A 21,160-nucleotide genomic window follows, 5' to 3' on the forward strand; every position below is an offset into this window, starting at 1 on the left:
ACATCGGTCGGGGGTGAGCGGCTCCCTAAGGTGCGGAGCATGAGCGCCCCCATCACCACAGGCCCCGCGCCGGACCCGGCCCCCGCGCCCCGGCCCGCCGCCCGCACCGTCCCCGGGTCCGACGGCCCCGACCTCTCCGGGCGCACCGCGCTCGTCACCGGCGCGGCCGGCGGCATCGGCCGCGCCTGCGCGCTGCGGCTCGCCGCCGCCGGGGCCCTCGTCAGAGCCGTCGACCGGGCCGCCGAAGGACTCGACGCGCTGACCGAGGCCGCCCGCGGACTGCCCGGCCGGGTCGAGCCACGGCTGCTCGACCTCACCGACCTCGACGCCGCCGAGGCCAGCGCCGCCGGCACCGACATCCTGGTGAACAACGCCGGACTCCAGCTCGTCCGCCCCATCGAGGACTTCCCGCCGGACGTCTTCCACACCGTCCTCACCGTGATGCTGGAGGCACCGTTCCGCCTCATCCGGGGCGCGCTGCCCGGGATGTACGAGCGGGGCTGGGGCCGGATCGTCAACATCTCCTCCGTCCACGGACTGCGCGCCTCCGCCTACAAGTCGGCGTACGTGGCCGCCAAACACGGACTGGAGGGCCTGTCGAAGACCGCGGCCCTCGAAGGCGCCCCGCACGGCGTCACCTCCAACTGCGTCAACCCCGGCTACGTGCGCACGCCCCTCGTCGAACGGCAGATCGCCGACCAGGCCGCCGCCCACGGCATCCCCGCCGACCGGGTCCTGACCGACGTGCTGCTCAAGGACTCGGCGCTGAAGCGGCTGATCGAGCCCGAAGAGGTCGCCGAGGCCGTGCTCTACCTCTGCGGCCCGCACTCCTCCTTCGTGACGGGCGCCTCCCTCACCCTCGACGGCGGCTGGACGGCCCACTGACACCCGGACGCCGCCGCGATCCCGGCCGACGCCCCTCCCCGTTGTCCACAGGCGGTTGTCCACAGGGCTGGTGCGACCCCCCGTACGACAGGTATCCCTGTGACCATGACCCACGAACAGGCCGCCTACCTGGAGCTGCTGGCCCGCGGCGCCCCGACCGAGGCGTACGACCGCCCCGTGCTGCTCGCCCGCGCGGGCGGCGCGGGGCCCGCGGAGCTGGCCGAGCTCGAGCGGGCCAAGCAGCTCGCCCTGCGGGTCCGGGCCGAGCTGGAGGGCCGGCGGCGGCGCGAGGCCGAGCTCTCCGCGCTCTTCGAGACCGCGCACGACCTCGCGGGCCTGCGCGACCTCGACGACGTGCTGCGCGCCATCGTGCAGCGCGCCCGCTCCCTGCTCGGCACCGAGGTGGCCTACCTCAGCCTCAACGACCCGGTGCGCGGCGACACCTACATGCGGGTCACCGAGGGCTCGGTCTCGGCCCGCTTCCAGCAGGTCCGGCTCGGCATGGGGGAGGGGCTCGGCGGACTCGTCGCCCAGACCGCCCGGCCCTACGTCACCGACGACTACTTCCAGGACGGCCGCTTCCAGCACACCGAGGCCATCGACAGCGCCGTCGGCGACGAGGGCCTGGTCGCCATCCTCGGCGTCCCGCTCACCCTCGGCAGCCAGGTCATCGGCGTCCTCTTCGCCGCCGACCGGCGCGCCCGCGTCTTCGAACGCGAACAGGTCGCGCTGCTCGGCTCCTTCGCCGCGCACGCGGCCGTCGCCATCGACACCGCCAACCTGCTCGCCGAGACCCGCTCCGCCCTCGCCGAGCTGGAGCGGGCCAACGGCATCATCCGCGAGCACAGCGGCGTCATCGAGCGCGCCTCCGAGGTTCACGACCGGCTCACCGAACTGGTGCTGCGCGGCGGCGGAGTGCACGACGTGGCCGCCGCCGTCTCCGAAGTCCTCGGCGGCGACGTCCAGTTCGCCGAGGAGCGCCCCGGCCCCGCCCGGATCTCCGCCGGGCACGCCACCCGCGACGGCGACGACTGGGTGGCCGCCGTCTCCGCCGGCGGCGAGACCTTCGGCGCCCTCGTGCTGCGCGAGCGGCCCGACCTCGACCCCGTCGACCTGCGCACCCTGGAGCGTGCCGCCCTCGTCACCTCCCTGCTGCTGCTCGCCCGCCGCTCCGCCGGCGAGGCGGAGCAGCGGGTCCGCGGCGAGCTGCTCGACGATCTCCTCGACGCGCCCGATCGCGACCGGCGCCTGCTGCGCGAGCGCGCCGCCCGGCTGCGCACCGACACCGACGCTCCGCACGTGGTGCTCGCCGCCCGCATCGACCGGGCCGGCGCCGGGACGGAGCCGGACGCCGGGGGCCGGGAGAGCGCCGACCGGCAGCGGCTGCGCTCGGCCGCCTCTCATCTGGCCGCCACCCGCCAGGGCCTCGCCTCGGCCCGCGACGGCGGTACGGTCCTGCTGCTGCCGCTCGGCCCCGGCGAACGCGCCGCCGATCTGGCCCGGCAGACCGCGAGGCACCTGGGCGGCGCGCTGCGGGAGCCCGTCACCGTCGGCGCCTCCGCACCCGTCACCGCACCCCTCGCCCACCCCGAGCGGGTCGCCCCCGCCTACGCGGAGGCCCGCCGCTGCCTGGACGCGCTGCGCCTGCTGCACCGTCAGGGCGAGGGCGCGGCCGCCGAGGACCTGGGATTCCTGGGCCTGCTGCTCGCCGACGCCCGCGACATCGAAGGCTTCGTCGAACGCACCATCGGCCAGGTCGTCGCCTACGACCGGCGCCGGGGCACGGACCTGGTGCGCACCATGGACGCCTACTTCGCGAGCGGCATGAGCCCCGCCCGCACCAAGGACGACCTGCACGTCCACGTGAACACCGTCGCCCAGCGCGTCGACCGGATCGGCCGGCTGCTCGGCCCCGACTGGCAGTCCCCGGCCCGCGCCCTGGAGATACAACTCGCCCTCCGCCTGCACGCCCTGTCGGACGCCGTCATACGCTGAACCGGCGTGTGAAGGGCCTGGCGGCGCCGCACCCCGGCTCCCGGAGCCCGCATCGCCCCCGCACCGCCCATGGAAGGCCGCCCCGTGAACGCACCGCCCGCGCAGCCCGCACAGGATCCGCTGCCGCTCGCCGGCATCACCGTCGTCAGTCTCGAACAGGCCGTGGCCGCCCCCTTCGCCACCCGCCAGCTCGCCGACCTCGGCGCCCGCGTCATCAAGGTGGAGCGCCCCGGCGACGGCGACTTCGCCCGCCGCTACGACACCACGGTGCACGGCGAGTCCAGCTACTTCGTGTGGCTCAACCGGTCGAAGGAGTCGATCACCCTCGACCTGAAGACGGACGGCGGGCGCGCGGTCCTGGAGGAACTGCTGGGCCGCGCCGACGTCTTCGTCCAGAACCTGGCACCCGGCGCCGCCGACCGTCTCGGCCTCGGACCGCAGGCCCTGGCCGAGCGGTTCCCCTCGCTGATCACGGCGGGCCTGTCCGGCTACGGCACCAGCGGGCCGTGGTCCCGGCGCAAGGCGTACGACCTGCTCGTGCAGTGCCAGACCGGTCTGGTGTCGCTGACCGGCAACGAGCACGGCACGGCCCGCGCCGGGGTGTCGGTCGCCGACATCGCCGGCGGGATGTACCTGTACAGCGGCATCCTCACCGCCCTGTTCACCCGCGCCACCACCGGCGTCGCCCGCGCCGTGGAGGTGTCCCTCTTCGAGGCGCTGGCCGAGTGGATGCACCAGCCCGCCTACTACACGCGCTACGGCGGCACCCAGCCGCCGCGCATCGGCACCCGGCACGCCACCATCGCGCCCTACGGGGCGTTCACCGCCGCAGACGGCAAGGAGGTGCTGTTCTCCGTCCAGAACGAGCGCGAATGGGCCGCCCTGTGCGGGCGGTTCCTGGAGCGGCCCGAGCTGGCCGACGACCCGCGCTTCGCCACCGGCTCCGACCGGGTCGCCCACCGCGACGAGCTCGACGCCCTGGTCGCCGAGCGCTTCACCCGACTCGACAGCGCCGCGGCGGGCAAGCTCCTCGACGAAGCGGGCATCGCGAACGCGGGCGTGAACGACATGGCGGAGTTCCTGGCGCACCCGGTGCTCGACGCCCGCGAGCGCTGGCGGGACGTCGCGATACCCGGCGGCGCCCAGGTGCCCGCCCTGCTGCCGCCGGCCGACCTGTCCGGCACCGCCCCGCGCATGGAAGCCGTGCCCGCCGTCGGCGAGCAGACGGAGAGCATCCTGGCGGAGCTGGGCCGCACGGCCACCGAGATCGACGCCCTGCGGGCCGCCGGAGCGATCTGACCGCCGGTCCCGTGACCGGGCCTGGGCTCGCGCTCGTCCCGGCCCGGCCCGTCAGGCCGTGCGGTACAGGCGACCGCGCCGGGGTTCCCGCTCGTCCCGGCGCGGCCCGTCAGGCCGTGCGGTACAGGCCGGTGAGCAGTTCGATCACCGCCTGGGTGGCCGGGTGCGGGTCGTCGCGCCACCAGGCCAGGCGCACCGCGACCGGCTCGGCGTCGCGCACCGGGCGGTAGACGACACCGGGCCGGCGGTACTGGTTGGCGGTGGCCTCGGCGCTCATGCCGATGCGGCGGCCCGTGGAGATCGCGGTGAGCCAGTCGTCCACGTCGTAGGTCTCCTCCGTCGCCGGCCGGGCGTCGGGCGGCCACAGGTCCGGGGTGGTGGTGCCGGTGCGCCGGTCGATGAGCAGCGTGTGCCCGCTCAGATCGGCGAGCCGTACGGAGCGGCGCCGGGCCAGCGGATCGTCGGCGGCCATCACGCACAGCCGCCGCTCCAGGCCCACGATCGCCGAGTCGAACCGCCGGTCCTCGACCGGTCTGCGCAGCACGGCCAGGTCGCAGGAGCCTTCGGCGAGCCCGGCGCTCGACGTGTTCACCCGGACCAGCTGCACCTCCGTGCCGGGGTGCGCGACGGCCCACAGCCGCTGGAACGCCGGGGTGTGCCGGCCGAGCGCCGACCAGGCGTAGCCGATCCGCAGCGCGGGCTCCCCGGACGTGGCCTCGCGGACCAGCTCGTCCGCCTCGGCCAGGACGCGCCGGGCGTGCGCCACCACCCGTACGCCCGTGGCCGTCGGCGTCACCGAACGGGAGGTGCGGCGCAACAGCCGCACGCCCAGCGCCCGTTCGAGAGCGGCCAGGGTCCGGGACACGGCGGCCTGGGACACGCCGAGCGCCAGGGCGGCATCCGTGAAGGTGCCCTCGTCGACGATCGCGACCAGACAGCGCAGCTGCCGCAGTTCCACATCCATACGTCAAGCGTATAGATGTCTTCCGCGCATGCATTTTGTGCAAGGGGGAGGCGGGAGGACGATCCTGGACATGCCCACAGCCCCCACCACCGCCACCGGGCCGGTCACCACCGCCGGACACCCGCACCGCACCTCCCCGGCCGGTGTGGCCGCCATGCTCGGCAGCGGCCTGTCCACCCAGATCGGCGCCGCGACCGGCTCCCTCGCCTTCCCCGTGCTCGGCCCGGTCGGGGTCGTGGCGGTCCGCCAGTACGTCGCCGCGATCGTCCTGTTCACCGTCGGCCGCCCCCGGCTGCGGGAGTTCACCCGGCACCAGTGGCGGCCCGTGCTCGCCCTCGCCGTCGTGTTCGGCACCATGAACCTCTCCCTCTACACGGCCATCGACCGGGTCGGCCTCGGCCTCGCCGTGACCCTGGAGTTCCTCGGCCCGCTGGCCATCGCGCTCGCCGCCACCCGCCGCCGGGTCGACGCGTGCTGTGCCGTGCTCGCCGCCGCCGGGGTCGTCACCCTCATGCGGCCGCAGCCCACCACCGACTACCTCGGCATGGGCGCCGGTCTCCTCGGCGCCTGCTGCTGGGCCGCGTACATCCTGCTCAACCGCACCGTCGGCAGCCGTATCCCCGGCGCCCAGGGCAGCGCCGCCGCGGCCGGGATCTCCGCCGTGATGTTCCTGCCCGTCGGCCTCGTCGTCGCCCTGCGCCACCCGCCGACCGCCGCCTCCCTCGGCTACGCCGTCGCCGCCGGCGTGCTCGCCTCGGCCGTCCCCTACCTCGTGGACCTGTTCACCCTGCGGCAGGTGCCCCCGGCGGCCTTCGGCCTCTTCATGAGCGTCAACCCGGTGCTCGCCGCGCTGGTCGGCTGGATCGGCCTCGGCCAGCACCTCGGCTGGGCCGACGCGGCGGCCATCGGCGCCGTCGTCACCGCCAACGTCGTCAGCATCGCCACCTCGCCACGCTGAGCGGTCCTCCCGGAGGACCTCTAGGAGGACGTTAGGAGGACTCGTCCTCCGGGCCCTCCGCCGGGCGTTCCTCCGGGCCCTCCGCCGGGCGTTCCTCCGGGCCCTCCGCCGGGCGTTCCTCCGGGTCCTCCTCCTCGGCACCGTCGTCCGACTGGCCGGCGGCGTCCTCGGCCAGGGCCCGTTCGGCGGCACGGGCATCCCGCAGGGCGGTGTACGCCGACCACACCACCGACACCATGGGCACCGCCACCACCGCGCCCACGATGCCGGCCGCGATCGTCCCCGCGACGACCGAGATCGCCACCACCAGCGGGTGCAGCCGCACCGCCCAGCTCATCACCAGCGGATGCAGCAGATGCCCCTCGATCTGGCCGATCACCACGATCAGGACGATCACGATCGCCGCCACCAGCGGCCCCTTCGACGCCAGCGCGACCACGGCCGCGACGGCGAGCGCGACCGGCGAACCGAACAGCGGGACGAACGCCGCCACGAACTCGAGCAGCGCGAGCGGTACGGCGAGCGGCACCCCGAGCACCCACAGCGCGATCCCGACGAGGAGTGCGTTCGTCGCCGCGACGAGCACGATCCCGTGCGTGTACCCGGTGAGCGTCCGCCACGCCGCCCGCGCCCCCAGGTCGGCCCGGCCCTGCACGGAAGCCGGCAACTGGTCCCGGAACCACGCCCACTGCCGGTCACCCGAATGGATGAAGAACACCGAGGAGAAGAGCGCGAGCACGAGCGTGGCCAGCACGGCGATCAGCCGGCTCGCCCCGCTCAGCGCCTGGCTCAGCAGCGTCGCGCGGTGCGACGACAGGAACTCCCCGATCCGCGACTGCACGTCGGAGAGCGCCCGCGGATTGAGGCGGAACGGGGGCCGCTGCAACCAGTGCTCGATCCGTCCCACACCGTCCCGGAACTCCCGCGCCAGCGTCGTGCTCTCGCCCGCCACCGCCTCGCCCACCAGGGTGAGGATCCCGAGCACCAGCGCGATGCTGCCCAGCAGGGTCAGCGCCACCGCGAACGGGCGCGGCAGCCCCTTCGCGACGATGTCGGCGACCGGACGGAGGAGTGCGGTGATCACCAGGCCAAGGAAGAGCGCCACCCCGACCTCGTGGAACCGCCCGAGGATCGCGAACAGCGCGTAGAAGAGCACGCCGACGACGAGCAGCCGCCACGCGTACGCGGCGGCCGTACGGAGGAACGGGGCGACCGCGGGAGGAGTGCCTGGCTGCATGGCCTCGACGTACCACCGGGACGCGCCCGCCCCACGCCCCGGCCCCGACATTCCCCCGACCGGGTCGCGCCCCCACCGGCGTCCGGCCGGGGCTCGTCCGCTACACCCAGCGGTAGGTGGCGTCCGTGACGGCGGGCAGCGCCGCGTCGGTCACGGTGGTCCGGGGGCCGAGCCGGGCCAGTCGCGGCCCGATCGGCGGGAACAGCGGCAGCTCCGCGACCGTCCGGTGGTCGCGCCACACGATGTGCCCGGTCTCGTACGAGCCGTCCGGCAGCTCGTCCAGCTCCTCCGTGGCGAGCCCGGCCCGCACCTCCGGGCCGATCCGCAGCCGGTAGATCAGATGCAGCTTGCGCGGCGGGGGTGTCGGCCCGGGCCGGCTGACCCGCTGGTCGCCCGTCCACACCAGCTCGCCGCCCTGTGCCCGCCCGACGTCAAGGCCCAGCTCCTCCCGGAGTTCGCGGGCGAGCGCCGCGGGCAGCTCCTCGCCCGGCTCGACGTTGCCGCCCGGCAGGGTGAAGTGGACGGAGCCGGCGCGGTCGCGGCGGATGAGGGCGATGTCGTGGCCGCAGTAGACGAGGGCGGCGACCCGCAGCTTCAGCCGGGTGAAGGGTGTCATCCGGTCACCGGCCCGGGGCCGCGGCCAGGTCCGACGGGTCGGTGTTCGCGCCGCAGAGGACCACGCACACCTTCTCGCCCGGGGCCGGGCGGTAGTCCGGGCCGGGGGCGGTGAGGGCCGCGTAGGCGGTGGCGGCGGCGTGCTCGACGGCGAGGCGGTGGGTGTCCCAGAGGGCGCGGCGGGCGCGGACGATCTCGGCGTCCGGGACCAGGACCGAGTGGACGCCGGAGCGGCGGGCGGCGTGGACGGCCGCGGCGGACGCGCGGCGGGCGCCGAGGGAGTCGGCGGCGACGGAGTCCACGGGCACGTCCACGGGCCCGCCGGCGGCGAGCGCGGCGTGCAGCGCCCGGCAGTTCTCCGGCTCGACCGCCACCGTACGGACGCCGTGGTGTCCAGCGGCCGCCGCGACGCCCGCGAACAGCCCGCCGCCGCCCACCGACACGACGACGGTGTCGAGACCGGGGACCGCCCGGTGGATCTCCTCCATCAGGGTGCCGGCGCCGGCGGCGACGAGCGGATGGTCGTACGCGTGTGAGGCGAGCGCCCCGCTGCCGGCCGCGAACGCCTCGCAGGCGGCCAGCGCCTCCGCGTACTCCGTGCCGACGAGCCGGACGTCCGCCCCGTAACCGCGCAGCCGGTCGACCTTCACCCGAGGCGCGGTCTCGGGCAGGAAGACCGTCGCCCGCACGCCCTGCTCCCGCGCCGCCCAGGCGCAGGCCAGGCCCGCGTTGCCGCCCGAGGCGATGGTCACGCCGGCTTCCGGCAGGGTGCCGGACTCGGCGTGGGCGCGCAGGAAGTTCCGCGCGCCCCGGGCCTTGAAGGAGCCGGTGTGCTGGAGGAACTCCAGGGCCAGGAACACCTCCGGTCCGTCGCCCGCGTCCGCCGCGGGCACGACGGCGACGCGGCGGACGAGACCGGCGATCCGCTCGGTGGCGCGCCTCACCTCGTCGTATGTCACAGGCGTCACAGGCGTCACAGGCGTCACAGGCGTCACGGACGGGACGGTCCGGGGCTCGGTGTGCACGGTGTTCCTCCCGGGAGGGCTGGGGACGGTCGCTCGGTTCGTGCCGGTCCAGGACGTTGATCATGTCACCGCCCCCGTCTCGACAACCACCCCGACCGTTGCGGTCGCACACACGATTCGGCCGATCAAGCCACCTGACGAGGGGAGTTGCACTATCTTCCTCTCCCGTGGACCAGTTGACCGCCGAAGATCCCACCCGCATAGGCCCCTATCGCCTCATCGCCCGCCTGGGCGCCGGCGGCATGGGCCTGGTCTACCTCGGACGCTCCGAGGCCGGGCGCACCGTGGCCGTGAAGGTCGTCCAGGCCGAATACGCGGGGAACCCCGAATTCCGCAGACGTTTCGCCCGCGAAGTGGCCGCCGCGCGGCTCGTGGGCGGCGCGTGGACGGCGGCGGTGCTCGACGCCGACCCTGAGGCCGCCGTGCCGTGGGTCGCCACCCAGTACATCGCGGGACCCGACCTGCACAGCGTCGTGGCCGAGGACTTCGGTCCGCTGCCCGAGCCCTCCGTGCGCGCCCTGGCCAACCGGCTCGCCCTCGCGCTCGGCGCGGTCCACGCGGCCGGCCTGATCCACCGCGACCTCAAGCCGTCCAACGTCCTGGTCACCGTCGACGGCCCGCGCGTCATCGACTTCGGCATCGCCCGCGCCATGGACAGCCTCGCCGGGGACAGCCTGCACACCCACACCGGCATGCTGATCGGCTCGCCGGGCTTCATGTCGCCGGAACAGGTCCGCGGCCTCGAACTCACCCCCGCCAGCGACGTGTTCTGTCTCGGCGCGGTCCTCGTGTACGCGGCGACCGGCCGCCATCTGTTCGGCGCCACCGACACCGGGCTCAACGCCCACCTGTTCCGCGTCGCGGAGGAGGAGCCCGACCTCACCGGCGTACCGGAGTCGCTGCTCGACCTCGTACGGGCCTGCCTGGCGAAGGACCCGGCCGCCCGGCCGACGCCCCGGGAGGTGGCCGAGCGCACGGCCGCGCAGCTGCCGGCGGAATGGCTTCCGGACTCGGTGCTGGCGCAACTCGGCCGCCACGCGGCCCAGTTGCTGGACTTCGCGCCGCCGGTGCCGCCGGGCGTCCCGGCGCAGCCCGACCCGCGTCTCGCGCTCGCGCAGCAGCAGCCGGTGCCCGCCGTGCCCCCGCCGCCCGCGTACGCGCCGACCGCCCCGGGGTACGGCGCGGCCGCCTACGCCCCGACGGCTCCCGCGTACGGCGCCGCTCCCGGCGCCGGCTGGCAGCCGTACGACGCCGAACCGCCCTACCCCAGGCGCTGGTGGGCCCTGACCGTGGCCTGCTTCGTGACCTTCCTCGTGCCCTTCGAGGCGACGCTGCTCAACATGGCCTTCCCGAGCATCCAGAGCGACCTCGGCCTGGCCTCCGGGGGCATGAACCTGATCTTCTCGGTCTACGCCGTCGTCCTCGCCGGGCTGCTGCTGCTCGGCGGGCACCTCGCCGACCTCGCCGGGCGCAAGGCGATCCTCGTCGTCGGCCTCGCCGGGTTCATGGTGGCCTCGGTGCTCACCGGCGCGGCCGTCGGCGAGGGCATGCTGATCGCGGCCCGCGGTCTCCAGGGCGCTTCCGCCGCGCTCCTGAGCCCGGCCGCGCTGTCCCTGGTCGTCGCCGCCTTCCCCGACGGCAGGCCCCGCCGGACGGCCTTCGGCGTGTACGGGGCGGTCGTCGGCACCGGGGCGCTGGTCGGCTCGTTCACCGGCGGCACGTTCCTGGAGCTGGCCTCCTGGCGGCTGGCCGAGTACGTGGGCGTCCCGCTCGGCGTCCTCGCCCTCGTCGGCGTGTTCACCCTGGCGCCCGAGCGCCCCGCGCCCGGCGGCGGCGCCCGTCTCGACCTGCCCGGACTGCTGCTCGGCTCCCTCGGGCTCGCCGTCCTCGTCTACGGTGTCGAAGGCGTCGCCTCGAACGGCTGGACCGACGTCCTCGCCCTCATCCTGGCCGTGGCCGGCGTGGCGCTCCTCGCGGGCTTCCTGTGGCTGCAGACGAGCTCCTCGGTGTCGCTGGTGCCCGCCCAGGTCCTGAAGGACCCGCGGCACGCCGGTGCGCTCGGCGCCCTGCTTCTCCTCGGCGTCGGCCTGCCCGTCATGTACACGGCGCTGCTCTTCCGGCTCCAGGCCGAGTTCGACAACACGCCGATGCAGGCCGGACTCATGGTGCTGCCCGCGGTCGCCACGCAGGTCGTCGCGGCCACGGCCGTCGCCTCCCGCGTGCGGGCCACCCAGGGCGTCCTCGCCGCCTCGGGCGCGGTGCTCACGGCCGTGGCGATCGCGCTGTTCGCGGCCCTCCCCATGGGCTCGGACCTCTTCGTCCTGCCCGTCCTGCTCCTCCTGGGCTTCGGCATCGGCCTCGCCCTCGTGCCGCTGTACGCCGCCGCCACGGAGGACGTCCCGCGCGCCCACGCGGGCGGCGCCGCCGGCGCGGCGGTCGGCGCCGCGCAGGTCGGCAGCTCCCTCGGCGCCGCCGTGACCGGCGCCGTCCTCGCCGCCAGCTTCGCCGGCCTGACGGAGAACGAGGCGGCCTCGGGCGTGATCAGCCGGGTGATCGACGCCCACACCACGAGCCTGTGGTGCGCGGTCGGCGCGGTGCTCCTCGGCGCGCTCATCGGCGGCCTGACGCTGGGCGGCAGCCGGACGCCGTCCGGGTCGGCCGCGGCGGGCGGGCCCGGAGGGCTGCCGACGGGCCGGTGAGGCCGGGGAGCCGGGGCGAGAGGGCGCCGTTGTCCGAGTGCCCCGCGCCCGGCCGCCCCGGAGCCCCCGCGCGACCGTCCCGGAGCCCCCGCGCCCGGCCGCGGCGCCGAGGAGGTCAGGCGCGCGGCCCGTCCCTCAGGCCCTCAGGCTGATCCACGGTCGCGTGCCGTGCTCCGCCGGCGTGCCGTCCAGGATGCGGGCCTCGCGGGTGGCCGGGGTCAGGAGGATCGTCGCGAGGCTCGCCCAGCGGCTGCCCAGCGGGGCCGTGGGAGCCGGTACGCAGGTGACGGGGGGCTCGTCGGGCCCGGTGATCAGCTGGTGCAGCAGTGCGTCGCCGGCCAGGGGCGCCGGCCGGCCGCCGGTGAGCCGGTCGCGCAGGAAGGCGAAGCGTTCGCCGGAGTCGGGCTGGTAGAGCCAGGTCTTCTCGCGGGCGGCCGGGGTCTCGGTGAGGAAGTGGTTGGTGCGGAGGTGGAGGCCCTCGGCGATCCGTGGGGCCTCGAAGACGCCTGCCGGGCTGAGGTCGAGCAGCGCCGTGCCCGACGCGTCGAACAGCATGAACGAACCGGATGACGTGATCGGGGCGGACTCGATCAGTTCCCGCGCGTGCCCGACGCCGTCGGCCTCCTCCAGGACGAGCGCGGCGAGGACGTGCACGGGGATGCCGCCGACGCGGTCGTCGCGGTGGCCCAGGATGTTGAAGTGGAGGGCGAGACCGGCGCTGTTGACGCCTATCTTGGCGACGATGCCGTGCTCGGTGAGGCCCACGTAGCGGTGCCGTGCGCCGCTGGACTCCAGGGTGTGCCAGTACGGGCCGAGCTCGACGTGCCAGTCCCAGGTCTGTACGCCGACGGGGGAGCCGCCGGCCTCGCTGACGATCGTGGAGCACTCGCCCGGCGGCACGGCGGCGGACCGGGCCAGGATCTCGGTACGGGCGTTGAGCGCCGCGATCCGCCACGGCTCGACCGCGGCCCCCTCCGCGAGGCCCTCGATCTGCTCGCGCAGCGCCGGGCGGAACGCGTCGATCGCGTCGAGCGCCCGCCGGGCGTCGTCGCGGACCGCGCCGGGCGTGATGCCTCCGAGGGCGAACAGCCGGTCGTACGTGTCGAGCGCGCCGTTCAGCCTGGCGGCGGCCAGCAGCCGGCCGCGCTCCCGCCCGCGCAGGCGCGGATCGGGGCCGGAGACGGCCACGTGCGTCCGCCGCTCGGGCCGGGGGAAGGGGAAGGGCGGCGGGGAGGACTCGGGGGAGGACTGAGGGGAGGTCACTTCGGGCTCCAGGAGCGGTCGTACGGGGGCGGGGGTGGTAGCCGGTGTCAGTCCCGGGCGGTCAGGGTGGCGGTCGCCGCGGCCAGCGTGCCGAGCGCCCGGGAGAGCGCCCAGTACAGGGCGGCCGAGCCGAGGACACCGACCGGGACGGCGAGATTGAGGCCGTCCATCCGGGCCGAGACGGGGCCGGCCCAGAAGGTGGAGCTGGCGCACAGGGTGGCCGCGCCGGCGCCGAGCAGGGTGGCGAGGACGCCGGCCTGGTTGACGCCGCCGCGGTACCAGAAGGGGCCGGTGCGCCGCTGGTCGTGCAGGGCCTCGCCGTCGTAGCGGTTGCGGCGCAGCAGGATGTCGGTCGCGTACACGGCCATGCAGGGGCCGGTGATGATCACGACGAGTTCCATCATCGCGTTGACGGCGGTCAGGAAGTCGAAGACCAGGATCGCGAAGAGGGTCATGGCGGTGCCGATGAGGCCGACGACGAGCACGGCGGCCACGCGCGGCAGCCGGACGCCGATCGACTGCATGGACAGGCCCGCGCTGTAGGCGGTCATGCCGTTGTCGGCGATGGTGTTGAGGACGACGCCGATGACGAAGACGGGCGCGAACCAGCCCGGCATCAGGCTCTCCAGGGCGCCCTGCGGGTCGCTCATGTCGAGGCTGGTGGCGGCGAGCGCGCCGACGGTCGTGAAGACGACGCTCGGCAGGAAGGCCCCGGCCGCCGTCCACAGGGTGATGGCGGTGCCACTGGTCGTGCGCGGCAGGTAGCGGGCGAGGTCGGGGCTGTTCGCGTACGAGAGCGGGGCCGAGGCGACGATGGTGAAGCCCGACGCGAGCGCGACGAGGTGGCCGAGGCCGGTGAGCGGCTGCTGCGGGGCGTAGGACCAGTCGGCGTGCGTGACGACGAGCGCGGAGACGACGACGAAGACGAGGGTCAGCAGGACGGTGAGGGCCGAGTACAGGCGGACGATCGTGGCGTGCCCGTAGATCGCGACGAGGACGGTCGCGCCGGCGATCAGGCAGATCACGGCCGCGTCGAGGGCGGCGGAGCCGGGCAGGCCGAGCCGCCCGGTGAGGCCGATGCCCGCGACGGAGGCGGCCGACCAGTTGAGCGCCAGGTACAGCGCGGAGATCAGCCAGCCGGTGAGGGCGACCACCACCTTGTTGCCGACGACCCCGTAGATCGCCCGGGAGACCACCGAGCCGGTGGTGCCGGAGGCCTTGCCGCTGACCGCGACGAAGCCGGTGAGCAGCCAGAACAGGTTGCCCGCGACGATCACGGCGAGCGCCTCGCCGAGGGACAGGCCGATCAGGACGAGGGTGGCGCCGACCACGAAGCTCAGGTAGCTGACGTTCGGCGCCGCCCAGATCGCGAAGAGCTCGCGGGCGGTGCCGTGCCGCTCGGCGTCGGGCACGCAGTCGATGCCCCGGGTCTCGACCTGGCCCGCGCGGTCGACTCCCGAGGGGTGGCCGGAGCCGGGGCCGGACACGTCCGGGGAGGTGGAGGTAGGTGCCATGAGGGGTCCTTCGCTGAGACGGGGAGCGGGGGCGTCCTCGCCGCCGCCGTGTCCGAGGAGGTGCGCCGGGTCCTTCGCGCGGTGCCGGGTTCGCCGGTCGTGAGGCGCCGGGCGTTCGCCCGGCGCTATTGGTTGAGAAACCAATAGCTTGTTGGTGCGCCATCCAATAGTCTGTTCGGTGTGACGTCAACCCCCCGAGGCACCCGAATCCGCAAGGCCCCCGCCGAGCGGCGGGCCGAGATCCTCGACGCGGCGGCCCGGCTCGCCCTGGAACACGGCCTGGAGCGGGTCACCATGCAGCAGGTCGCCGGTGAGCTCGGCGTCCGGCCAGGCCTGATCAGCCACTACTTCCCGACGATCGACGGCCTGCTGTGCGAGGCGTTCGCCCGCGCCGTCAGCCGCGAGCGCGCCGCCCTGCTCCCGGCCGCCGAGCAGGAGCAGCAGCCGGCCCGCCGCCTGGCCCGCTTCCTGTGCCGGATCGACGACCCGGGCTTCGCCAATCTCGGCCGCCTCTGGCTCAACGCCCGCCACCTCGCCCGCTACCGCCCCACCCTGCGCGCCGTCGTCGCCGAGCAGGAGGCGGACATGCGCGGCATCCTGACCGCGCTCATCGAGGACGGGGTCCGCACCGGCGACTTCGTCACCGGGGACCCGCTGGAGGCGTGTGTGGTCATCCTGGTGACCATCGACGGCCTCGACTCGTACACGAACGCCGACGAGGCGGCGCCCCACCCCGTCCTCGACACCCTGGTGTGGCGGGTCGCCGAACGGGAGCTGGGAATGGCCCGCGGGAGCCTGCGCGCGGAGCTCTGAGGCCCCGGGGCCCGCGCGGGCCGCAGTCGGGTCAGAGGCCCGGCGGGCAGGCCACGAGCAGCGGCAGCAACGGCGCCGCCAGGGCGAAGGAGACCAGCGAGCCGCGCAGCGCCGGATGCGGCGAGCGGCGCGGGCCGAGGACGCGGCGCATCCGCAGGAGCGCCGTCGGGCCGCCCACCGCGAACGCCCCCTTCGGCGCGCGGGCGGCGGCCATCTCGTACATGGCGGTGGCGACCACCTCGTACGGATGGGAGCGCAGCGAGCGGTCGTCCGCGACCATCTCCAGGAGCACGGCCAGCTCCGCGCGGGCGTGCCGGGCCAGCGGCAGCCACGGGAAGACGGTGGCGAAGGCGTCGGCGAGGGCCAGCGGCAGATGGTGGCGGCCCGCGACGTGCGCGCGCTCGTGCTCCAGGACCGCGTCCAGCTGCTCGTCGGTCAGCAGCCGTACGGCGGCGTCGCTGACCACCACCCGCGAGCGCAGCCCCGGCAGGCACCAGGCCGCCGCCGTGCGGTGCGGCAGCACGGTAGCCCCGAGCCGCGCCGAGCGCACGCCCACCTTGTCCAGGCGGTCGCGGTGCCGGGCGCGCAGCCGGCCGGCGCGGGCCAGCCGGAAGAGGAAGGCGCCCGCGAGGCCGCCGAGCACGGCGAACGGCGCCACGACCGCAGCGAGCGGCGGTGCCGCGACACCGTCGAGCGGGGTGGTGAGGGCGCCGAGCGTGCCGGGATCGGCGAGGCGGTCGAGACCGCAGGCGTGCAGCAGACCGAACAGGCCGGTGTGCAGATGACCGCTGGGCATGGCCAGTTGGGCCGTCACGAGCGCGACCGCCAGCGTGAAGGACAGCATCAGCGCGGTCCACACGGCCGCGCCGAGGGCGGGCGCCCGGTGCGGCCAGGCACTGCGCAGCAGCACCCGCGGGCCCACGAGACCCACACCGGCCGCGTACGCCAGCAGGGCCGGCGCCGCGTTCACCGGGTCACTCCGGGGCCTGGGGCCGGCGGCCGACCGTGCGCAACGCCGTGCGCAGCGCGGCCAGTTCGCCCTCGTCGAGGTTCTCCACGAAGCGGACGAGCGCGGCCGGCCGGTCCTCGCTGGCGTCCAGGCCGTCCTCCATCAGCGCCGCCGCGTACGCCTCGCGGGTGGCCGAGGCCCGGTACACCCAGACCCGGCCGTCGCGGGCCCGGGTGAGATAGCCCTTGTGGAACAGGATCGTGGTCACCGTCGTCACGGTGGTGTAGGCGACGTCCCGGTGCAGGTTGATGTCGTCGACGATCTCGCGCACCGTGGCCGGGCGGTTCCACCGCCAGAAGCGGTCCATGATCTCCGCTTCGAGATCCCCCAGCCGACGCATGGGCCCGTTTTCCTCTCCGCTCCACCGACTTCTCGCGGGGTTCATAGTAGACGCCGCAGCTCAAGGGGGCCGGAGCCGGCCGGGACCGGTCAGCCGATGCGGACGCCCCACATGAAGGGCATGCCGCTGCGCGCGATGGACTCGTAGCGGACCTGGGCGCCGGGCTTCGGCGCGTGCAGGATCTGACCGTTGCCCGCGTAGAAGCCGACGTGGCTCAGGTCCGTGCGCATGATGATCAGGTCGCCCGGCCTGAGGTCCGAGAGGGAGTTGACGCGCGTCCCGACGTTCGCCTGAGCCTGGGACGTCCGGGGCAGGGACACGTTCGCCTGGCGGAAGGCCCACGAGGTCAGCCCCGAGCAGTCGAACGAGTTCGGTCCGCTCGCGGCCCACACGTACGGCATGCCGACCCGGCTCTGCGCGGCGGCGAACGCGGCCGCGGCCCGCTGGGAGGCACTGGCCTCGTTGCCGAGGCTGACGCGCGTGCTCGCCCGGTTGGCCCGGTCCTCGTCCGCCGCGATCCGCTCCCGCTCCTTGGCGGACAGCGTGTCGAGCAGCCGGCGTGCCTCCCGCAGCTTGCCCTGGATCTCGTTCTTCCGGCTCCCCAGCTCCTTCTGCGTGGAGCCGAGGTCGGCCAGCTTGTCGGCGGCCAGGCGGCGCTGCTGCTGCAGCGCCCGCTGCCGGCCGAGGAACTGCTGCAGCACGGCCGTCTGCCGGTCGCCCACCCGGTCGAGCGCGGACGCGCGCTCCAGATACGAGTCGGGGTCGCCGGACAGGAAGAGCTGGAGGGACGGGTCGAGGCCGCCGGAGCGGTACTGGCCCGCCGCCACGGTGCCGATCCGCTCGCGCAGCGCGTTGAGTTCGCCCTGCTTGCGCGCGGCGGCGTCCTGCAGCGCGGCCACCTCCGCGCGCAGCCCGTCCGCCTTCTCCTTCGCCCCGTTGTACTTCTCCGTCGCCTGGGTCGCCTGCTCGTAGAGGCGGTCCACCCGGGCCTGGACGCCCTTCTTGGCGGGGTCGGGCAGCGGGTCGGCGGAGGCCGACTGGGTGGACAGGGCGACGGCGGCGGCAGCGGTGGCGGTGACGACACCGGCGTAGCGGGGGGTGGGCGGCTTGGGGCGGCGGTGGGAAGCCACGGGCGGCGCTCCTTCTGGGTGGGCCGGCGGTCGGCGTGCGGGCGCTGGTTTCGAGGATTCTAAGCTTCTTAGAGAATTAGGCTCAATGGGGGGCCTGGGGCGCGCCCGTGGGTGGGTGTTCGGGGCCGGTTCGGGGTGAGGTCAGGGCCGGTTCGGGGGCCGGTTCAGGACGTCGACTCCCAGGCGGTCAGCAGGCCGTCCAGCCAGGCCGGCGGCAGTTCGGCCGCGTCCCACTCCTCGCGCAGCGGCTCGGGGTCGGTGACCAGGCGCTCCAGGACGGCGATGCTGGTGGGGGAGTGGAAGAGGGTGTAGCGGCCGTGGATCGCGATCGGGCTGCCCGGGCCGAACTCCGCGTACATCCGCTCCACATGGGCGCGGTGCGCCGAGACGAAGCGGGTGAGCCGCCCGGCGTGACCGGCCCGCAGGCGCGGGGTCATCGTGCCGAGGACTGCGGTGAGGATCTGCTCCGAGACCTCGGGGTCGAGGTCGGACTCGGCGGTGAAGGAGAGGTGGAGCGGTCCGACCACCACCTTCGCACGCTCGACCTCCATCCGCGTGACGCGCGAACGGGGTTCGGGGGCGGCCGTGGACGGAGCGGGGCCGACGGTCGCGCCGAGGGTCCGCTCGGCGAGCGCGGCGAGACGGCCGGTGGCGGCGGAGGCGCCGTCGAGCCAGCCGGAGGTGTAGGGCTCGCCCTTGCCTTCGGGCGCGCCGCTGGTGAGTGCGTCGAGCTCGTCGTGGGCGAGCGTGAGCGCGCCGGCCTCGATGAGCCCGATGAGCTGTTCCGCGTCGCCGGAGTAGACCCCTGCCCGGGCGAGCAGTTGGACCAGGGTCTGCTTGGCGTTGAGGACGTCGACCGCGTCCAGACGCTGCTCGGCTTCCTCGGTGGCGTTCATGGGGTCCTCCTCGTCGCATGGGCCGCGCCGCCGTGAGCCTACGTGGCGCCGGGCGGTCAATGTGACGGGGCACACGGTCGGGGCGGGTGCTGGACAGGTTCGGGAGCTATGTCTACCCTCGTGCACACCTATTCAATTTATTGACTACCACTGCACATTGCGGTGCGGAGGCGTTCGAGCGCCTCCGCACCGCCGGACCGGAGCGAGCATGCACCCCTTCCGCAAGGCCGTAGAGGACCGCGACGCCGCCGCCATCGAGGCGCTGCTCGCCGAGAACGTCGTCTTCACCAGCCCCGTCGCCTTCAGGCCGTACCCCGGAAAGGCCATCACCGCGGCGATCCTGCGCGGTGTGCTGCGGGTCTTCGAGGACTTCACGTACGTCCGCGAGATCGCCGACCCCGGCGGCCGCGACCACGCGCTCGTCTTCACCGCCACGGTCGGCGGACGGGCCATCCAGGGCTGCGACTTCCTCCACTTCGACGAGGAGGGGAGGATCGACGACTTCACGGTCATGGTCCGCCCGCTGTCGGCCGCGCAGGCGCTCGCCGAGGCGATGGGGGCGCAGTTCGAACGGATCGCGAGCGAGGCGGCGCGGGCCGGGGAGGCGGGAGCTGCGGGAGCGGCGGGGGAGGCGGGAGCGGCGGGAGCGGCGGGGGAGACTCCGGGTCGGGGCTGACGGGTGGGAAGGCGGATCCCCGGCGTGAACGGAGGACCGCTCCGTAGGCTGGAGTCATGATCACCGACCTCCACGCCTACCTCACCCGGATCGGGGTTCCCGGAGAACACCGCCCCACCGTCGACACACTGCGCGCCGTCCACCGCGCGCACGCGCTGGGCATCCCCTTCGAGAACCTCGACCCCGTCCTCGGCGCCGCGCCCTCGCTGGCGCTGGAGGACCTGGAGGCCAAGCTCGTCCGCGGCGAGCGCGGCGGCTACTGCTACGAGCACAACACCCTGCTCGCCGCGGCCCTCACCGCGCTCGGCTTCCGGGTCACGCTGCTCGCCGCGCGCGTCCTCGTCGGCGCGAAGCCGGGCGAGATCCGGCCCCGTACGCACATGCTGATGCTCACCCACGCACCGGACGAGCCCCTGCCGTTCGTGACGGACGTCGGCTTCGGCAGCATCGGCGCGCTCCTCGAACCGATCCCACTGATCGCCGGCGCCGAACTGTACGACCAGCCGCGCCACCACCGGATCGTCCAGGAGCCGGACGCCGGCCCGCTGGAGCTGTGGAAGCTCCAGGCCCACCGGCCGCTGGACGACACCTGGGAGGACCAGTACTCGTTCACGGTCGAGCCCTTCGAGGCGCCCGACTACGAGGTCATCAACTGGCACATCGCCACCAACCCCCGGTCCCCCTTCGCCCGCGCCGTCTACGCCCAGCGCCCCCTCGCCGACGGCACCCACCTCTCCCTCGCCGGCCGCCGCCTCATCTCGACGGCCCCCGACGGCACGCCGACGGCACGCGAGCTGGCCGACACGCAGGAGGTGCTGCGCGTGCTCCGCGAGGACTTCGGCATCGCCGTGCCGGAGGGAACGCGGCTGCCGGAGTGAGGCCCGGGCGGCCGGGCCGTCAGCGCGCGGTCCGGTACGGCTCCCGGGGCACCGCCACGACCCGCACGTCGTCCTCGTAGACGATCCGGCCCGGATCCGACGACTCGGCGCGCACGCACGGAACCCCGTGCGCGGCGAGCAGGTCCAGACAGCCCGGCACCCGGTCGATCAGGTGCCGGGCGGTCACCCGGCTCCGTTCGGAGCGGCGGCTTCGGGGCGAGTCTGCCGCCCAGGTGAGGCCGGCCGGCAGCGGTGAACGAGGCACCCGATACCCGGGTGAAGAGCAGGTGAAACCCCTGGTAGATTAGTTCTTGTCGCCGCGGGGACAAGAACCCCGCGAACGGCACACACCTAGTCCGGGTGGCGGAATGGCAGACGCGCTAGCTTGAGGTGCTAGTGCCCTTTATCGGGCGTGGGGGTTCAAGTCCCCCCTCGGACACGACAGGTTCGTCTTCGAAGTGGTGGTCGGGTATCGCACCCGCCCACCACTTCGCGTTTTCGGGCCCGGTCAACCCCCACGGCGGCTTCCGCGTCCTTCCCCTCGCGAACCGACCGAGCAGCACCACGACGACCCAGCGAGGAACAGGACCAGCCATGAGCGAGCAGGCCCGCGCCCTCTTCGACGCCCTCGACCTGGAGCGGGACGGCACCCTGACCCGTACCGAGGTCATCCGCGCCCTCCGCGACAAGGGCCCGACGCTCGTCGCCCAGGGCATGATCCCCGCGTGGGGCGTGGGTGACGCCGACGACTCCTCGGCGCTCTTCGACGAGGCCGACGCGAACGGGGACAAGGTGCTGACGTACGAGGAGTTCGCCGCGGTCGCCGACCGCCGCTTCGGCTGGTGACCGTACCGGCCGGCTGAGCCCGCACGCGCCGGCCCACCCGCACCGCGCCGGCCCACCCGCACCAGCGCTGGCCCATTTGCATCGTGCCGGCCCCGCACCGTGCCGGCCCCCGCACCGT

The 21,160-nt window shown here is 74.6% G+C and carries 20 protein-coding genes and 1 tRNA gene; 10 read left to right on the forward strand and 11 right to left on the reverse strand.

Translation table 11 applies throughout. The features are described from left to right. Nucleotides 1-39: 39 nt before the first annotated feature. The 3 genes from ACFYU9_RS15835 to ACFYU9_RS15845 all read left to right on the forward strand — a co-directional run bounded on the left by ACFYU9_RS15835 (nucleotide 40) and on the right by ACFYU9_RS15845 (nucleotide 4,179). Nucleotides 40-885 carry a 3-hydroxybutyrate dehydrogenase gene (locus ACFYU9_RS15835; protein WP_389345065.1) on the forward strand — a complete coding sequence of 282 codons (846 nt, stop codon included), beginning with the start codon at nucleotides 40-42 and terminating at the stop codon, nucleotides 883-885. A gap of 105 nt (nucleotides 886-990) precedes the next feature. Next, nucleotides 991-2,880 (forward strand): helix-turn-helix domain-containing protein, encoded by a 1,890-nt coding sequence (locus tag ACFYU9_RS15840; protein WP_389345067.1) that lies wholly within the window; start codon nucleotides 991-993, stop codon nucleotides 2,878-2,880. A gap of 84 nt (nucleotides 2,881-2,964) precedes the next feature. Continuing rightward, a complete protein-coding gene (locus tag ACFYU9_RS15845) occupies nucleotides 2,965-4,179 on the forward strand; it encodes a CaiB/BaiF CoA transferase family protein (RefSeq protein WP_389213243.1) in 1,215 nt (404 codons plus the stop codon). A 109-nt stretch (nucleotides 4,180-4,288) separates the two neighbouring features. Here ACFYU9_RS15845 and ACFYU9_RS15850 read toward each other — a convergent pair whose 3' ends face one another. Then, nucleotides 4,289-5,143 (reverse strand): LysR family transcriptional regulator, encoded by an 855-nt coding sequence (locus ACFYU9_RS15850; RefSeq protein ID WP_389345069.1) that lies wholly within the window; start codon nucleotides 5,141-5,143, stop codon nucleotides 4,289-4,291. Nucleotides 5,144-5,213: 70 nt separating this feature from the next. Between ACFYU9_RS15850 and ACFYU9_RS15855 the strand changes: the two genes are divergently transcribed. Next, nucleotides 5,214-6,101: a DMT family transporter gene (locus tag ACFYU9_RS15855; protein ID WP_389213247.1), complete on the forward strand. Its 888-nt coding sequence runs from the start codon at nucleotides 5,214-5,216 to the stop codon at nucleotides 6,099-6,101. Nucleotides 6,102-6,132: 31 nt separating this feature from the next. Here ACFYU9_RS15855 and ACFYU9_RS15860 read toward each other — a convergent pair whose 3' ends face one another. The 3 genes from ACFYU9_RS15860 to ACFYU9_RS15870 form a co-directional block, all read right to left on the reverse strand. Further along, nucleotides 6,133-7,338: an AI-2E family transporter gene (locus ACFYU9_RS15860; RefSeq protein WP_389345071.1), complete on the reverse strand. Its 1,206-nt coding sequence runs from the start codon at nucleotides 7,336-7,338 to the stop codon at nucleotides 6,133-6,135. Nucleotides 7,339-7,438: 100 nt separating this feature from the next. Beyond that, the gene (locus ACFYU9_RS15865; RefSeq protein WP_389213251.1) at nucleotides 7,439-7,954 is read right to left on the reverse strand and encodes an NUDIX domain-containing protein; all 516 of its coding nucleotides are present in this window, start codon (nucleotides 7,952-7,954) and stop codon (nucleotides 7,439-7,441) included. A gap of 4 nt (nucleotides 7,955-7,958) precedes the next feature. After that, nucleotides 7,959-8,921, reverse strand: coding sequence for a serine/threonine dehydratase (locus ACFYU9_RS15870; protein ID WP_389345073.1), 963 nt, complete (start codon nucleotides 8,919-8,921; stop codon nucleotides 7,959-7,961). Nucleotides 8,922-9,145: 224 nt separating this feature from the next. On the opposite strand from ACFYU9_RS15870, the gene ACFYU9_RS15875 reads away from it, so the two are divergent. Further along, nucleotides 9,146-11,677, forward strand: a complete 2,532-nt coding sequence (locus tag ACFYU9_RS15875) for an MFS transporter (protein WP_389345075.1) — start codon at nucleotides 9,146-9,148, stop codon at nucleotides 11,675-11,677. 135 nt (nucleotides 11,678-11,812) lie between these two features. Here the strand turns inward: ACFYU9_RS15875 and ACFYU9_RS15880 are convergent, their stop codons facing one another. Both ACFYU9_RS15880 and ACFYU9_RS15885 read right to left on the reverse strand, forming a co-directional pair. Next, complete coding sequence (locus ACFYU9_RS15880; RefSeq protein ID WP_389345077.1) at nucleotides 11,813-12,940, reverse strand: C45 family autoproteolytic acyltransferase/hydolase; 1,128 nt, start codon at nucleotides 12,938-12,940, stop codon at nucleotides 11,813-11,815. 47 nt (nucleotides 12,941-12,987) lie between these two features. Further along, nucleotides 12,988-14,454 (reverse strand): purine-cytosine permease family protein, encoded by a 1,467-nt coding sequence (locus ACFYU9_RS15885; RefSeq protein ID WP_389345079.1) that lies wholly within the window; start codon nucleotides 14,452-14,454, stop codon nucleotides 12,988-12,990. A gap of 180 nt (nucleotides 14,455-14,634) precedes the next feature. Between ACFYU9_RS15885 and ACFYU9_RS15890 the strand changes: the two genes are divergently transcribed. Then, entirely contained in the window at nucleotides 14,635-15,267 is a 633-nt protein-coding gene (locus ACFYU9_RS15890) for a TetR/AcrR family transcriptional regulator (RefSeq protein ID WP_389345081.1), read from the forward strand. Between the two features lie 31 nt (nucleotides 15,268-15,298). Here ACFYU9_RS15890 and ACFYU9_RS15895 read toward each other — a convergent pair whose 3' ends face one another. From ACFYU9_RS15895 to ACFYU9_RS15910, 4 genes are all read right to left on the reverse strand, one after another. Further along, entirely contained in the window at nucleotides 15,299-16,237 is a 939-nt protein-coding gene (locus ACFYU9_RS15895; protein ID WP_389345083.1) for a M56 family metallopeptidase, read from the reverse strand. 4 nt (nucleotides 16,238-16,241) lie between these two features. Then, complete coding sequence (locus ACFYU9_RS15900) at nucleotides 16,242-16,616, reverse strand: BlaI/MecI/CopY family transcriptional regulator (protein WP_389213263.1); 375 nt, start codon at nucleotides 16,614-16,616, stop codon at nucleotides 16,242-16,244. Nucleotides 16,617-16,705: 89 nt separating this feature from the next. Next, nucleotides 16,706-17,746, reverse strand: coding sequence for an NlpC/P60 family protein (locus ACFYU9_RS15905; RefSeq protein WP_389345085.1), 1,041 nt, complete (start codon nucleotides 17,744-17,746; stop codon nucleotides 16,706-16,708). A 164-nt stretch (nucleotides 17,747-17,910) separates the two neighbouring features. Beyond that, nucleotides 17,911-18,642: a hypothetical protein gene (locus ACFYU9_RS15910; RefSeq protein ID WP_389213267.1), complete on the reverse strand. Its 732-nt coding sequence runs from the start codon at nucleotides 18,640-18,642 to the stop codon at nucleotides 17,911-17,913. Between the two features lie 208 nt (nucleotides 18,643-18,850). Here ACFYU9_RS15910 and ACFYU9_RS15915 point away from each other — a divergent pair, with 208 nt between their 5' ends. Together ACFYU9_RS15915 and ACFYU9_RS15920 are read left to right on the forward strand one after the other, a co-directional pair. Beyond that, nucleotides 18,851-19,318: a nuclear transport factor 2 family protein gene (locus ACFYU9_RS15915; RefSeq protein ID WP_389345087.1), complete on the forward strand. Its 468-nt coding sequence runs from the start codon at nucleotides 18,851-18,853 to the stop codon at nucleotides 19,316-19,318. 56 nt (nucleotides 19,319-19,374) lie between these two features. Next, entirely contained in the window at nucleotides 19,375-20,196 is an 822-nt protein-coding gene (locus tag ACFYU9_RS15920; protein ID WP_389213271.1) for an arylamine N-acetyltransferase, read from the forward strand. A 19-nt stretch (nucleotides 20,197-20,215) separates the two neighbouring features. On the opposite strand, the gene ACFYU9_RS15925 is transcribed toward ACFYU9_RS15920, so the two are convergent. Continuing rightward, a complete protein-coding gene (locus ACFYU9_RS15925; RefSeq protein ID WP_389213272.1) occupies nucleotides 20,216-20,383 on the reverse strand; it encodes a hypothetical protein in 168 nt (55 codons plus the stop codon). A 167-nt stretch (nucleotides 20,384-20,550) separates the two neighbouring features. On the opposite strand from ACFYU9_RS15925, the gene ACFYU9_RS15930 reads away from it, so the two are divergent. Together ACFYU9_RS15930 and ACFYU9_RS15935 are read left to right on the forward strand one after the other, a co-directional pair. After that, nucleotides 20,551-20,635 (forward strand) — tRNA-Leu (locus tag ACFYU9_RS15930). Nucleotides 20,636-20,790: 155 nt separating this feature from the next. Further along, on the forward strand, nucleotides 20,791-21,042 hold the full coding sequence (locus tag ACFYU9_RS15935) for an EF-hand domain-containing protein (protein WP_389213274.1): 252 nt from the start codon (nucleotides 20,791-20,793) through the stop codon (nucleotides 21,040-21,042). The last annotated feature ends 118 nt before the right edge of the window (nucleotides 21,043-21,160 follow it).

It is taken from the genome of Streptomyces sp. NPDC004327, from assembly GCF_042873935.1.
Taxonomy (GTDB): domain Bacteria; phylum Actinomycetota; class Actinomycetes; order Streptomycetales; family Streptomycetaceae; genus Streptomyces.